Annotated in this window: 13 protein-coding genes and 1 tRNA gene; 3 read left to right on the top strand and 11 right to left on the bottom strand. The window is 64.4% G+C overall.

The features are described 5' to 3' along the window. The first annotated feature begins 130 nt into the window (after nucleotides 1–130). Nucleotides 131–289 carry a YqaE/Pmp3 family membrane protein gene (locus JKP78_RS19480; RefSeq protein ID WP_009681539.1) on the top strand — a complete coding sequence of 53 codons (159 nt, stop codon included), beginning with the start codon at nucleotides 131–133 and terminating at the stop codon, nucleotides 287–289. A 32-nt stretch (nucleotides 290–321) separates the two neighbouring features. Here the strand turns inward: JKP78_RS19480 and JKP78_RS19485 are convergent, their stop codons facing one another. The 9 genes from JKP78_RS19485 to JKP78_RS19525 all read right to left on the bottom strand — a co-directional run bounded on the left by JKP78_RS19485 (nucleotide 322) and on the right by JKP78_RS19525 (nucleotide 10,562). Next, nucleotides 322–2,142 carry an alpha/beta hydrolase family protein gene (locus tag JKP78_RS19485; protein WP_200627286.1) on the bottom strand — a complete coding sequence of 607 codons (1,821 nt, stop codon included), beginning with the start codon at nucleotides 2,140–2,142 and terminating at the stop codon, nucleotides 322–324. Then, a complete protein-coding gene (gene pqqE / locus JKP78_RS19490) occupies nucleotides 2,108–3,268 on the bottom strand; it encodes a pyrroloquinoline quinone biosynthesis protein PqqE (protein ID WP_200627288.1) in 1,161 nt (386 codons plus the stop codon). Before pqqE ends, JKP78_RS19485 begins: the two co-directional genes overlap by 35 nt. Continuing rightward, a complete protein-coding gene (gene pqqD / locus JKP78_RS19495) occupies nucleotides 3,240–3,515 on the bottom strand; it encodes a pyrroloquinoline quinone biosynthesis peptide chaperone PqqD (RefSeq protein WP_186690540.1) in 276 nt (91 codons plus the stop codon). Before pqqD ends, pqqE begins: the two co-directional genes overlap by 29 nt. After that, nucleotides 3,512–4,267 carry a pyrroloquinoline-quinone synthase PqqC gene (gene pqqC / locus JKP78_RS19500; protein WP_003255592.1) on the bottom strand — a complete coding sequence of 252 codons (756 nt, stop codon included), beginning with the start codon at nucleotides 4,265–4,267 and terminating at the stop codon, nucleotides 3,512–3,514. The genes pqqD and pqqC overlap by 4 nt, the downstream gene beginning before the upstream one ends. Nucleotides 4,268–4,423: 156 nt before the next feature. Further along, a complete protein-coding gene (pqqB, locus tag JKP78_RS19505) occupies nucleotides 4,424–5,335 on the bottom strand; it encodes a pyrroloquinoline quinone biosynthesis protein PqqB (protein WP_186690545.1) in 912 nt (303 codons plus the stop codon). 79 nt (nucleotides 5,336–5,414) lie between these two features. Further along, complete coding sequence (pqqA, locus tag JKP78_RS19510) at nucleotides 5,415–5,486, bottom strand: pyrroloquinoline quinone precursor peptide PqqA (protein WP_003243383.1); 72 nt, start codon at nucleotides 5,484–5,486, stop codon at nucleotides 5,415–5,417. A 159-nt stretch (nucleotides 5,487–5,645) separates the two neighbouring features. Further along, nucleotides 5,646–7,946, bottom strand: a complete 2,301-nt coding sequence (gene pqqF, locus JKP78_RS19515; RefSeq protein ID WP_200627290.1) for a pyrroloquinoline quinone biosynthesis protein PqqF — start codon at nucleotides 7,944–7,946, stop codon at nucleotides 5,646–5,648. Between the two features lie 124 nt (nucleotides 7,947–8,070). Continuing rightward, nucleotides 8,071–8,865, bottom strand: a complete 795-nt coding sequence (locus tag JKP78_RS19520) for a carbon-nitrogen hydrolase family protein (RefSeq protein ID WP_200627292.1) — start codon at nucleotides 8,863–8,865, stop codon at nucleotides 8,071–8,073. Nucleotides 8,866–8,879: 14 nt separating this feature from the next. After that, nucleotides 8,880–10,562 (bottom strand): flavin monoamine oxidase family protein, encoded by a 1,683-nt coding sequence (locus JKP78_RS19525; protein WP_186690548.1) that lies wholly within the window; start codon nucleotides 10,560–10,562, stop codon nucleotides 8,880–8,882. Between the two features lie 808 nt (nucleotides 10,563–11,370). Between JKP78_RS19525 and JKP78_RS19530 the strand changes: the two genes are divergently transcribed. Next, nucleotides 11,371–11,661, top strand: a complete 291-nt coding sequence (locus tag JKP78_RS19530; protein WP_186690182.1) for a hypothetical protein — start codon at nucleotides 11,371–11,373, stop codon at nucleotides 11,659–11,661. 12 nt (nucleotides 11,662–11,673) lie between these two features. Here JKP78_RS19530 and JKP78_RS19535 read toward each other — a convergent pair whose 3' ends face one another. Next, a complete protein-coding gene (locus JKP78_RS19535; protein WP_112251518.1) occupies nucleotides 11,674–12,135 on the bottom strand; it encodes an Lrp/AsnC family transcriptional regulator in 462 nt (153 codons plus the stop codon). Between the two features lie 159 nt (nucleotides 12,136–12,294). On the opposite strand from JKP78_RS19535, the gene JKP78_RS19540 reads away from it, so the two are divergent. Then, entirely contained in the window at nucleotides 12,295–12,849 is a 555-nt protein-coding gene (locus JKP78_RS19540; protein ID WP_200627294.1) for a serine acetyltransferase, read from the top strand. A gap of 135 nt (nucleotides 12,850–12,984) precedes the next feature. Here JKP78_RS19540 and JKP78_RS19545 read toward each other — a convergent pair. Continuing rightward, a tRNA-Ile gene (locus JKP78_RS19545) sits at nucleotides 12,985–13,061 on the bottom strand. Nucleotide 13,062 lies beyond the last annotated feature (1 nt).

Here is a 13,062-nt window from a genome sequence, read left to right on the forward strand (position 1 = left end):
CTACGAACCGTCTGGCGTTCCTGCGCATCGCCCCTGGCCTGTTTCATTCGGCCCGGGGCGTTTTTTTTGCGCGTGGAACCTCTGTGGCGAGTGGCTAGTCTGTGAGGTAACCCCTTCAGGAGAGACTCGCATGGACTTCATACGCATCATCATCGCCATCATCCTGCCGCCGCTGGGGGTGTTCCTGCAGGTGGGGTTCGGCGGGGCGTTCTGGCTGAACATTCTGCTGACCCTGCTGGGTTACATTCCGGGGATCGTGCACGCGGTGTACATCATCGCCAAGCGCTGAGTCCTTCTGGGCCGCAAAGCGGCCCTCGAATCTCACCCCCCCAACACCCGACAATAGAACTTCCACTCTTCTTCCAGCGCGTGCGCCAGGTTCTCGGCCTTGCGGAACCCGTGCCGCTCGCCTGCATAGAAGTGCCCTTCGGCCTCGATCCCGTTGGCCTGTAACGCCGCCAGCATCGAGCGCGTCTGCTCCGGCACCACCACCGCATCCAGTTCGCCCTGGAAGAAAATCACCGGCACCCCGATCTGCCCGGCATGCAGCAGTGGCGTGCGCTGGCGGTAGCGCTCGGCGTCATGCTGCGGGTCACCGATCAGCCAGTCCAGGTAGTCGCCCTCGAACTTGTGCGTGGCCCGGCCAAGCGCCAGCGGGTCGCTGACCCCGTACAGGCTGGCGCCGGCGCGGAACACATCATGAAACGCCAAGGCGCACAGCGTGGTATAGCCGCCGGCGCTACCGCCGCGAATGAACGCCTTGCTGCGGTCGATCAAGCCACGTGCCGCCAGGTGTTCGACAGCCGCACAGGCATCGGCCACATCGCTTTCCCCCCAGCGCAGGTGCAGGGCCTGGCGGTATTCCCGGCCGTAGCCGGTGCTGCCCCGGTAATTGAGGTCGGCTACGGCGAAGCCGCGCTGGGTCCAGTACTGCACGCGCGGGTCGAGCACCGGATAACACGCCGAGGTCGGCCCGCCATGGATGAACACCACCAGCGGCGTGGCCCCTTGCGAGCGGGCTGCCGGATAGAAAAAACCGTGCGCCTGGTGGCCCTCGCTGCCATAGTCGATCGGCTGCGGCAGGCTGATATGCGTGGCTGCAAGCACTTGCGCGCCACCAGCCAGAACGCTGACCTGGTGGTTGTTGCGGTCGATGCTGATGACTGCCGGCGGACTTATCGGCGAGGCGGCTATGGCGTACAGGTGGTCGGCATCCATGGCCAGGCTGCGAAAGCGCGTATAGGCACTGGCGAATCGCTCCAGGCCATCGACGGTGCGTAGCCCCAGTTGCCCAAAGCCGTCTTCGAACCAGCTGGCCAGGTAACTCTGCTGCCCCAGTGCCAACCAGGTGCTCGCGCCCAATTGCCAGGGGGCGGCGGCATGGTCCGCCGGCTCGGCAGGCAGCGCCTGCCAACCACCATCAAGCTCACCCCAGGGCTGCCAGAAGCCGTTACGGTCGGACAGGCAATAAAGCCGGCCTTGGGCATCGAAGCGTGGCTGCTGCAGTGACTCGTCGGCACCGGCCACATACTGCGCGGGCCCCCATTGGCCGCTGTTGTCGCGCGTGCGGCACATCAGCCGGGTGACCGTCCAGGGCTGCGCCGGGCGGTCCCACTCGATCCACGCCAGGCGCTGGCCATCGGCACTCACGGTGGGCGAGGCGTAGAAGTCGGCGCCTTCGGCAAGCACCTGCCGGCTTCGTTCCGCCAGGGCAACCAGTCGATGCTCGACCCGTTCGCCATGCCGCTCTTCGACCGCCAGCACCAGGCCGGCGTGCCACTGCAGGTCGCCGTAGCGGCAATTCGCGTCGTGGCTCAGAGGCCGTGGCGCTGCTGCTGCCAGGCCCTGGGTGTAGACCTGCTGGTCCTTTTCGTTGACGAACAGCAGTCCGTCGCCGCCCAGGCAGAAACTCCCCCCACCGTACTCATAGACCCGGCTGCGCACGCTGAAACCATCAGGTGTCAGGCAGCGGGCCTGCTGGTGCTGCCAATGCCAGATGCGGCACGCGCCATCGGCGGGGCGGAACTCGTTCCAGAACAGCCCGGCAGCGCTGACCTTGAGTTCGGCGAAGTCTGTGCCGGCCGCGACTGCCTGAGCCGCACTGAATTCAGCCGCGGGCGATGACACGGGAGTTTCGCTCATTGCGGAAGGTCATCTGTTCAATCGCGAGCTGGGCGCTTTCCGCCTCCTCGCGGGCCTTGAGGATGACGCCGTGGTCGGCCGACTTGGCGCATACGGGGTCGGCGTTGCTGGCATCGCCGGTCAGCATGAAGGCCTGGCAACGGCAGCCGCCGAAGTCCTTTTCCTTCTCGTCGCAGGAACGGCAGGGTTCGCGCATCCACTCATAGCCACGGAAGCGGTTGAAGCCGAACGAGTCATACCAGATATGCTGCAGGTCGTGGTCGCGCACGTTGGGGAATTGCACCGGCAGCTGACGCGCGCCGTGGCACGGTAGCGCGGTGCCGTCCGGGGTAATGGTAAGGAACAGGCTACCCCAGCCGTTCATGCAGGCCTTGGGGCGTTCTTCGTAGTAGTCCGGGGTGACGAAGATCAGCTTGCACGGGTTGCCTTCGGCCTTGAGCTTGTCGCGGTACTCGTTGGTGATGCGTTCGGCCCGTTCGAGCTGCGCGCGGGTCGGCAGCAGGCCCAGGCGGTTGAGGTGGGCCCAGCCGTAGAACTGGCAGGTGGCGAGTTCGACGAAGTCCGCTTCCAGGGCGATGCACAGCTCGATGATGCGGTCGATCTTGTCGATGTTGTGCCGATGGGTGACGAAGTTGAGCACCATCGGGTAGCCGTGGGCCTTCACCGCACGGGCCATTTCCAGCTTCTGCGCAAAGGCTTTCTTCGAGCCGGCCAACAGGTTGTTCACCTGCTCGTCACTGGCCTGGAAGCTGATCTGGATGTGGTCCAGGCCAGCCTTCTTGAAGTCGGCGATGCGCGCCTCGGTCAAGCCGATGCCCGAGGTGATCAGGTTGGTGTAGTAACCCAGCCGGCGCGCCTCGCCGATCAGTTCGGCGAGGTCCTGGCGCACCAGCGGCTCGCCGCCGGAAAAGCCGATTTGCGCGGCGCCCATTTCCCGCGCTTCGGCCATTACCTTGAACCACTGCGCGGTGCTCAGCTCCTGACCCTGGGCGGCGAAGTCCAGCGGGTTGGAGCAGTACGGGCACTGCAGCGGGCAGCGGTAGGTCAGCTCGGCCAGCAGCCACAGCGGCAGGCCGACTGCGGGCGTGGGTGGTAACTCAGGCGAGGACGATCCAGTGTTCGGCACGGGCCACCTCCATGAACTGCTCGATGTCGTCGGCCACTTGCGGGACACCGGGGAACTGTTGTTCGAGTTCGGCAATGATCGCGGCGACGTCGCGCTGGCCGTCGATCAGGCCTCCGATAAGGGCTGCGCTGTCGTTGAGCTTGATCATGCCCTCGGGGTACAGCAACACGTGGCCCTTTTGCGCCGGTTCGTACTGGAAGCGGTAGCCGGGGCGCCAGTTCGGCACTTGATTACGATCGAAACTCATAGGGTGATCCCTTTGTGCCATACCCGTTCCTGGGTGACGGAGTGATAGGGCGGGCGGTTCAGCTCGTAGGCCATGCTCATGGCGTCGAGCATGCTCCAGAGGATGTCCAGCTTGAACTGCAGGATCTCCAGCATACGCTCCTGGCCTGCGCGGGTGGTGTAGTGCTGCAGGGTAATCGCCAAGCCGTGCTCGACGTCACGCCGGGCCTGGCCCAGGCGGGTGCGGAAGTATTCGTAGCCGGCCGGGTCGATCCACGGGTAGTGCTGCGGCCAGCTGTCCAGGCGCGACTGGTGGATTTGCGGGGCGAACAGCTCGGTCAGCGAGCTGCTGGCCGCTTCCTGCCAGCTGGCCCGCCGGGCAAAGTTGACGTAGGCGTCCACGGCAAAACGTACGCCGGGCAGCACCAGCTCCTGCGAGCGTAGCTGGTCCGGGTCCAGGCCCACGGCCTGGCCCAGGCGCAGCCAGGCTTCGATACCGCCGTCTTCGCCGGGTGCGCCATCATGGTCGAGCAGGCGCTGGATCCACTCGCGACGTACTTCGCGGTCCGGGCAGTTGGCCAGGATCGCGGCGTCCTTCATCGGGATGTTGACCTGGTAGTAGAAGCGGTTGGCCACCCAGCCCTGGATCTGCTCGCGGGTGGCGCGGCCCTGGTACATCGCCACGTGGTAGGGATGATGGATATGGTAGTAGGCGCCCTTGGCGCGCAGGGCCTGCTCGAATTCGGCAGGGGACATTGGCAGTGCGTCGCTCATTCGGCTGGCTCCTGTATAGCTGAGTCTCGGCTCACCTCGCCCCCTGTGGGAGCGGGCATGCCCGCGAACACCGGCGAAGCCGGTGCCATACACCGTGTCGGATTTTTCGCGGGCATGCCCGCTCCCACAGGGTTTGTGTCACCTCAAGGGCTGTGCTTACAACTCGATACTCATGCCGTCGAAGGCCACTTCCACACCCCGGCGCAGCACTTCGGCACGCTCGGGCGAGTCTTCGTCGAGGATCGGGTTGGTGTTGTTGATGTGGATAAGTACCTTGCGCTGGCGCGGGAAGGCCTCGAGCACCTCCAGCATGCCGCCAGGGCCATTCTGCGCCAGGTGGCCCATTTCACGCCCGGTACGGGTGCCTACGCCACGGCGCTGCATCTCGTCATCTTCCCACAGGGTGCCGTCGACCAGCAGGCAGTCTGCGCCGTCCATCATCGCCAGCAGCTTGTCGTCCACCTGGCCCAGGCCTGGGGCGTAGAACAGCTTGCCGCCGGTGCGGGTGTCCTCGACCAGCAAGCCAAGGTTGTCGCCGGGGTGCGGGTCGAAGCGGTGCGGCGAGTAGGGCGGTGCGGCGCTGCGCAGGGGGAACGGGGTGAAGAGCAGGTTGGGGCAGGCGTCGATCACGAAGCTGCCTTGTAGTTCGATGCGGTTCCATTGCAGGCCGCCGTTCCAGTGGCTGAGCATGTTGAACAGCGGAAAACCGGTGGTCAGGTCCTGGTGGACCATGTCGGTGCACCATACCTGGTGCGGGCAGCCTTCGCGCAGGCTGAGCAGGCCGGTGGTGTGGTCGATCTGGCTGTCCAGCAGCACGATGGCGTTGATGCCGGTGTCACGCAGGGCGCGGGCCGGTTGCATCGGCGCAAAGGCCTGGAGCTGGGCGCGGATATCGGGCGAGGCATTGCACAGTACCCAGTGCACGCCGTCGTCCGACAGGGCAATGGACGACTGGGTGCGTGCCGTGGCCCGCAAGGTGCCGTCACGGTAGCCCTTGCAGTTGACGCAGTTGCAGTTCCACTGAGGGAACCCGCCACCGGCGGCGGAACCGAGAACCTGGATATACATGGCCACTCTCTATGCAGAAAACCGTAGCGAATAAACGAAAACGCCCCGGCAGGCCGAGGCGTTGAACCCTAAGCCAGGCTTAGCGGTTGGCGAAGTACATGGTGACTTCGAAGCCGATGCGAAGATCAGTGTAAGCAGGTTTGGTCCACATGGAATTACTCCTTCCGGATGAGGGTTGGGTTTGTCAGCTAATACTAGGGTACCGCCATGGGCTGGAGGTTCCCTTGATTCGAGATTGCGCTATCTTACAAGAAATAGGTGTACCGAAAGGTTAATTATTAGCAAAGTGTCCTTGCATCTAGCGTAATAATCACGCGGTCGCGGTCAACCAGGCGCCATCTGGCGCGGCGGCGTTGGCCAGGCACAGCCACCTGCTGTCGTTGCCGAGCAGGTGGTCCAGCAGGTCATCCAGATCCGCCTGCTGGGTGCCCATAATTGCCCTGCGCAGCGCATCCAGCCCACCAGCTTGCGTGGCCAGGCATGTCTGCCATGCCCATTCGGCAACTTCCTCGTTGGCCATCGCAGGTTCCGCGAATTGCCCGGCCAGTGCCCGGCGAGCGGCCGGATCGAAGGTAACGCCCTGGCGTAGCAAGGTGAGCAGGTGTTCGAGTATCTGCGCCTGGCTGGTGTGCGGCGACTGCACGCCGAACAGCAGGCCGCCGACCCCTTCGACCTGACGAAAGGCACTGAATACCGCATAGCCGAGCTGCAGTTCTACCCGCAGCCGTTGATAAACCGGCCCTTGCAGCGCTTGGGCGAGCAAGCGGCCAGCGGCTTCCATCGCCGCCGGCAAGGGGCAGAACAGCAGCAGGGCATGTTCACTGCCGGGGGCGTCGACCTGTTGCCAGCGGTGGTTGGCCCAGGCCGGTAGTGGGCCCGGCGCCGAACCTTGGCCGGGGCAATGCAGCAGCGCCGTCGCCAACGCATTCAGGGGGGGGGCGTCGAAGCCGACCGCCAGGCCATGCCAGCGCGCCTGCTGCCACAGGCTGTCGAGCTGGGCTTGTGCCAGCGTGCCGGGCGCACCAGGCGCCGGCAGCGCCCCCAGCACCGCGTCGGGTAGTTGCTTGAGCAGGGCCCTGAGCGGGATCAGTGCCGCAGGCGGCGGCGAGGACGCCTGCCAGCTGTCGGCCGGTGGCGATACCAGCAGCGTCAAGGCCTGCTGCACGGTGCGTAGCACCGCTGCCGGCAACCCGGCGCAGCGCAGTTGCCAGTATTCGCCAGCGGCACTGAACTGCAGCTGCACTGCCACGCGGGCGCAGCGCTCCTGCAGCGGCTGCAAGGCGCGTTCGAGGACCGGGTACAACTGTTGGCCTGCGGCTGAGGGAACCTGCCAGCGCAGGTACAGTGCCGCGTATTGGCGGGTACCGGGGAGCTGGTCGCTGATCTGCAGTGCCGCCGGCAGCGGTTGCGGCCTGGCAGCAGGCAGTTCGGCCTGGAGCAAGGGCTCGCCAGCGGGTAACTGCCAGTGCCCATGCACGCGACTCGGCAGGCCTGCCAGCAGGGCACGGAAGGCCTGCAGGGCTTGCCCAGGCAAACCGGCGAACGCTTGGCCGGCGCTGTCCCGTCGGGCCAGCTCAATGGCGCTGGCACTGCGTTCGCGGCTCTGCTGCAGCAACTCGAATTCGGCATTCAATGGCTCTGCCGCGGCCTGGCGGAGGAAGCCGAACCAACCCTGCAACAGGGCATCGACCTCTTCTTGGCAGGCGTCCTCGGTAAGCTGCAGGTCGATATGCCACAACAATTGCCCAGCGTACGCATACAGCGCCTCGGCCTTGAAACCCCGCAGCCAGCCACGCTGGCGAAGGGCCGCCAGCCAGGTGCCCGGGCGGCTGTCGCCAAGGCAGCTGATCAGCAGTTCCAGGGCTTGCTCGGCGCCCGCAGGCAGCTGCGCGTGGCTGAACACCCGCGGCAGGGTCGCGGCCGCCAGCGGCGGTGGCAGGGCCTGAGGTACACGTGCACCCGCGGTGAACTGCGCGGCATGCTGGCGGCCGAGCAGTTCCAGTTCATCCAGCGGCTGCGGGCCGCAGAGGCTCAGGGTAACTTGGCCGCCCTGGTAGAAGCGCTGGTGAAAACCCTGCAACGCTTGCTGGAAGGCCGGGTCGTGCAAGGCCAGGGTGTAGCGGTTGCCGGCATGAAAGGCAGCCAGCGGATGCTCGGGCGCCACCGCCTGCAGCAGGGCAAACTGCTGCTGGGCTTGCGGGTTGCGTGACCAGGCAATGAACTCGGCATGGATCACTTCGCGTTCGCGACGTTGGCGCTCGATGCCCAGGTCCGGTTCGGCGAGCATCTGGCACAAGCGCTCGAGCCCGCCTGCCAGGGCACTGGGCGGCACCTCGAAGAAAAAGTCGGTGGTGCGTTCCCAGGTGCTGGCGTTGACCTGGCCGCCCAGTGCCTGCACGTAGCGCATCAGGCCGTCTTCAAGCGGGAAGCGTGGGGTGCCGAGGAAGAACAGGTGTTCCAGAAAGTGCGCAAGCCCGGGCCATTTGCCCGGGGCATCGTGGCTGCCCGCGTGCACCCGCAGGGCCGCGGCCGACCGCTTCAGGCGCGGGGCGTGGCGCAGGGTCAGCTGCAGGCCGTTGGCTAGGCTCAGTTGGCGGGTGGCGTCAGGCATAGGGGCTCCGGTTGTTGCATGCCATGCTAACCCATTTGCTGGCAGGCTCGGCCTCTTTGCGGGTAAGCCCCTCAGGTCCGGAGCAAGCCTCGGTCCTGTGGGATGCATGCCCGCGAAAGGGCCTTCAGCTTTTACGCAGGTGCAGCTCCTGACGCAGATCGGTCAGGTAGGGGAATGCCGCCCGTCCCTGCACCACTCGGTCATGCTGGAGTTCGGCCAGCAACTGGCATTCGTCATGCCCGGCCATCGCCAGCAGGCTGCCATCGGGGCCGATGATGCTGCTCTGCCCACAATAGTGGATCTCGCCTTCCGCACCGCAGTAGTTGGCATACACCAGGTAGCACTGGTTCTCCTGTGCCCGTGCTCGCACGGTCACCTGGCAGACGAAGTCGTACGGCGCCATGTTCGCCGTCGGCACCAGGATCAGTTCGGCACCGTCCAGCGCCAGGCGGCGGGCATTCTCCGGGAACTCGATGTCGTAACAGATCAGCAGGCCGACCTTCCAGCCCTCCAGTTCCACCACTGGAAAGTGGTCGGGGCCTGCGCTGAACATCGAGCGGTCCAGTTCGCCGAACAGGTGGGTCTTGCGATAGTTGCCCAGGCTGCGACCCTGTGCATCGATCAACTGCACGCTGTTGTAGATCGCGCCGTCATCGCCGCGCTCCGGGTAGCCATAGACGATGGCGATGCGGTGCGCCTGGGCGATCTCCACTACCGCCATGGCTGCCGGGCCATCGTCGGCCTCGGCCAGGCGCCCGACCTGGGCCAGGCCGATGTTGTAGCCGGTCAGGAACATTTCCGGGCATACCAGCAACCGGGCGCCGCGTTCGGCCGCCAGTTGCGCCTGGTGGCGCAAGCGTTGCAGGTTGCCGGGCACGTCCAGTGGCTTGGGCGCGCCCTGGAACAGAGCGATGCGCATGCTGCCTCCTTGTCTCAGTCCGCCAGGGTGATCGGGCCGATTTCGTTGAACACGTCGCCTGGGCCAGGGTTTTCCGGGTGGGTGCGACCACCGAAGTGGTTCATGATACCCCACACCGCATTCAGCGAGGTTTGCACAGCGCCTTCGACCCAGGCGGGGGTCCAGGACACGTCGTCACCGGCGATGAAGATGCCACGCTGCTCGGCAGGCATGTCTTGCTGCATGAAATGGGCATACATGCGCTGGTTGTAGCGGTAATGGCCTGGCAGCGCGCCCTTGAAGGCACCGAGGAAGTACGGGTCGGCTTCCCAGGAAACGGTGATCGGGTCGCCGATGATATGCCCGGCGATGTCGGTCTTCGGGTAGATCTTCTTCAGCGCGTCCAGGGCCAGTTGCACGCGTTTTTCCACCGGGTGCGGGAGCATTTTCAGGGCGTCGCTCATCCAGGCGTAGGACAGGCAGATCACCCCCGGCTTGTCGTCGCCGTTGTCGAACAGGTAGGTGCCGCGGGTGAGGCGGTCGGTGAGGGTCATGCTCATCAGGTCGCGGCCGGTTTCCGGGTCCTTGTCCTTCCAGAATGGCCGGTCGACCATGACGAAGGTCTTCGACGATTGCATGTAGCGGGTGCGGTCCAGGGCCATCCACATCTTTTGCGAGAACAGCGATTCCTCGCAGTCGATCTGGGTGGTCAGCAGCCAGGTCTGGCAGGTGGCGAGCACGGCGCTGTAGTGCCGCGTGTCGCCCCAGTTGTCGGTGACCGCCAGGCGGCCGTCGGCAGCGCGGGCGATGCGCTTGACCCCGGTACGTGGCGCGCCGCCATGCAGCGCGCTCAGGCTGGTGCCTTCGGGCCAGTGCACGCAACGCTCCGGCACATGGCGCCAGATGCCTTGCGGCACCTGCTCCACCCCGCCGACCACCAGATGCTGGTGGTCGTCGCAATTGGTCATCACCACGCGGAAGATTTCCAGCATCGAGTTGGGGAAATCCGAGTCCCAGCCGCCGGTGCCGAAGCCGACCTGGCCGAACACCTCACGGTGCTGGAAGCTCAGCTTGGCGAACGAGCGCGAGGTGGCCACGAAGTCGTAGAAGGTGCGGTCGTCCCACAGCGGTACCAGCTTGTTCCACAGCTCTTTCAGGCGCGGCACGTCACGGTCGCGGATGGCCTGCTGGATGTCGGCGAACTGGGCGCCGCTTTCCAGCGCGTCGGCCCAGGCGTCGGCCACTTCCTGGAACAGCTTGGGCAGGTCGCCGGGTTTTTCGGCGTAGTAGGTCTGGCCTTCCAGGTCGATAACGGTGCTGCCCGAGGCCGGGGTCAGCGGGTTGGGGAAGGGCTTGGTTTCCAGGCCCAGCTTGTCCACATAGTGGTAGAAGGCGGTGGACGACACCGGGAAACGCATGCCGCCCAGTTCGGCGATGACCCCGTCGGTACCGTTGAAGGCTTGCGAGCGCAGCCGGCCACCCAGTTTGGAGGCCTCGTACACCACCGGCTTGAGGCCCAGCTTCATCAGCTCGTAGGCCGCCACCAGCCCGGCGATGCCGGCGCCGACGATGGCCACTTCCTCACCATGGCGCTCGGCCGGGATGCTGCCCAGGCCTGCGGGATGTTCCAGCCAGTCGTCGAAGGCGAAGGGAAAGTCCGGGCCGAAAATGGTGATGGGCTTTTTGCCGTCGGCGGGGTGGCGGTTTTTCTTGTTCATGGAGTGACCTTGCCAGAGGGGCTGCGCGAGGAGCGGAGCCTGAGTATAGGAGATGCCTGGGGTCATTTTAGGGAGTGGGGTGTTCGTTATTAAGGCTTATTGTGTTGTCTGAATGTAGGTTTTTTCGTCTAAATGATTGTTTGATTGTTATTTTTGACGGGTTTTCGTCTTGAGGTTTGTGGTGTCTGTGCGATCGAGCGCTGCCCGCGCGGCGCATCGCGAGCTGCGCTCGCTCCTACGTTTGTTTCGGGCTATTTATTCCTGGGGGATTGGCGCGCGGACCCTTTGGCGCATGGCACGATATCGTGTTGTATGCACCAGGCAGTCGCGCGCGCTTTTCACAGGCGTTACTGGCCCGAAACAAACGTAGGAGCGAGCGCAGCTCGCGATGCGCCGCGCGGGCGGCGCTCGATCGCACAGGCCCTGCAAATCGCAAGGCAAGCCCCTAGTGGCCCTCATGCGCCCTATCGGCATCCCGCGCATTTTGAAAGGCGCTGATCAGCCAATTCCTACACCCATCCCTAGATTCAAAGAATTACCCTACGCCAGCTATAGCCTCGGTCTGGCTGCGTGGGAAACGCCTCATCGTTAACTTCACTGGGTCGCCGCTGTTCGGGCGAGCGGGTGTGAGAACCCATCCTCCAACTTCGCACCAAGGCTTGTGTCATGGCAGCTGTGCGCGGGCAGGCTTCGGCCTGGCCGGATTTCCAAGTTGGCCGGTTTCTCACCCCGTGCATGGCTGCCGCCCATATCCCGTGAGAAGGAGTTGGCCGGCAGTTTCCTCAAGACTCAATTTGGAAATTGCATCGTGAAGAAATCTGATTCAGGCCAACCCGCAAAACTGCAACCCACCGCCGAAAAAACCTTCTGCAACTGCGAATCCAGCCACCCGCCGCTGTTCGCCATCCGCCCCGGCATCGACGCCGCAGACGCTCTGGTTCACGCCTGCCTTCTGGCCCGTGGCCTCGATCAGATCGTCACCGACTACGCCCAGCACCATGCACCCGAGCGCAGCCGCGACCTGGTCTGGGCGATGCAGCATTGCGCCGAAAGCCTCTCGGCGATCCTGGACAGCCTGCTCGACGCCCAGGAGGCCTGAGTGCCAGCCAGCTCAGAGCGGCTGCCCGCGGTCCACCTTGCTGCTGAGGATGATCGATGTGGTGGTCTTCTCCACCCCGTCGACACTGCCGATCTGGTCGAGCAACTGGTCCAGCTGTTCGGGCGAGTCGGTACGCAACCAAGCCACATAGTCGAACTCGCCGCTTACCGCGCACAGCTGCTGCACCTGCCCCATGGCACTCAAGCGCCGCACCACCTCCTTGCCCGAGCGCGGTTGCACCTTGATCCCCACATACGCTTGCAGGCCGCCGCCCAATACCCGCTGGCCCAGACGCACGCCATAGCCGGAGATGACCTTGTTCTTCTCCAGCCGCTCCAGGCGCGAGTTGACGGTAGTGCGGGCGATACCCAGCTGGCGGGCAAGGGTGGCGACACTTTCGCGGGCGTTGATCTGCAGCAGGGCGATCAGCTGGCGATCGATTTCATCCAGCGTGATGGAACGAGAATCCGACATGGCAAGTCTCTACGGTTGGCTCGCTAGCCTAGCCAGCGAGCGCTGACCAGAGCAAGTGCGGTTACAGCGGGCCGTGTCGACACGGTCTGCTATCGACTGGACTGGCCCTACGGCTGTGCCTTGGGCATCATGCAGTACATATCCAAATGGAACTTCAGCGTGAACCTCGACTATCTGTTCGAATGCTGGCGACAGGAAGTCTCCAACAAGAAAAAGGCCGGACGCCGCATCAGCCTGCTGTTCAACGTGGTGCGTCGCGCACGCAAGGACAACAAACTACGGTTTCTCTTCGCCTTCCGTCTGGCCCAGTACTTCAGCGCCCGTGGCGGAGTGTTCCGGCGTCACGCGCGGCGCATGCAACAACGCCTCAATCTCAAGTACGCCGTGGATATCGACATCGGCGCGCAGATCGCCCCCGGCCTGCGCATTGGGCACCTGCCCGGCGTGGTCATCACCCGGCACGTCAGCATCGGGCGGAATTTTTTCATTCGGCAGAACTGCTCGATCGGCATCAAGACCCTGGGCTTGCAGGAATACGCGCTGCGCATTGGCGACAACGTGAGCATGGGGGCCAACAGCTGTATCGTTGCTGATCACATCGACATCGGGGACGACGTGGTGATCGGGGCAATGTCGCTGGTTACGCGGGATATTCCGGGCGGAATGATTTTCTACAATCCGCGACAGGTTGAGATGCGGCCGCGAGGGGAATAGCCAAAAACGTTTCGTTCATAACGGCTATTCATCAATGAGCCGAATACTGATCCTATTCGGCTCACTATCGGATGCAAGCGAGTTGTCTGGGGCAAGAAACACGAAAGCCGCGCAATTGCGCGGCTTCGTCGTAGCTGGTGGGCCCACACGGACTCGAACCGTGGACCAAAGGATTATGAGTCCTCTGCTCTAACCGACTGAGCTATAGGCCCT

Origin of the sequence: Pseudomonas sp. LAM2023 (assembly GCF_016620375.1) — a bacterium.
Lineage (GTDB): Bacteria > Pseudomonadota > Gammaproteobacteria > Pseudomonadales > Pseudomonadaceae > Aquipseudomonas > Aquipseudomonas anuradhapurensis.

Bases quoted from the DNA above. Each gene is read 5' to 3' on its own strand.
- JKP78_RS19480 (WP_009681539.1), top strand. From the start codon at position 131: ATGGACTTCATACGCATCATCATCGCCATCATCCTGCCGCCGCTGGGG.
- JKP78_RS19485 (WP_200627286.1), bottom strand. From the start codon at position 2,142: ATGAGCGAAACTCCCGTGTCATCGCCCGCGGCTGAATTCAGTGCGGCT.
- pqqD (WP_186690540.1), bottom strand. From the start codon at position 3,515: ATGAGTTTCGATCGTAATCAAGTGCCGAACTGGCGCCCCGGCTACCGC.
- pqqC (WP_003255592.1), bottom strand. From the start codon at position 4,267: ATGAGCGACGCACTGCCAATGTCCCCTGCCGAATTCGAGCAGGCCCTG.
- pqqB (WP_186690545.1), bottom strand. From the start codon at position 5,335: ATGTATATCCAGGTTCTCGGTTCCGCCGCCGGTGGCGGGTTCCCTCAG.
- pqqF (WP_200627290.1), bottom strand. From the start codon at position 7,946: ATGCCTGACGCCACCCGCCAACTGAGCCTAGCCAACGGCCTGCAGCTG.
- JKP78_RS19520 (WP_200627292.1), bottom strand. From the start codon at position 8,865: ATGCGCATCGCTCTGTTCCAGGGCGCGCCCAAGCCACTGGACGTGCCC.
- JKP78_RS19525 (WP_186690548.1), bottom strand. From the start codon at position 10,562: ATGAACAAGAAAAACCGCCACCCCGCCGACGGCAAAAAGCCCATCACC.
- JKP78_RS19535 (WP_112251518.1), bottom strand. From the start codon at position 12,135: ATGTCGGATTCTCGTTCCATCACGCTGGATGAAATCGATCGCCAGCTG.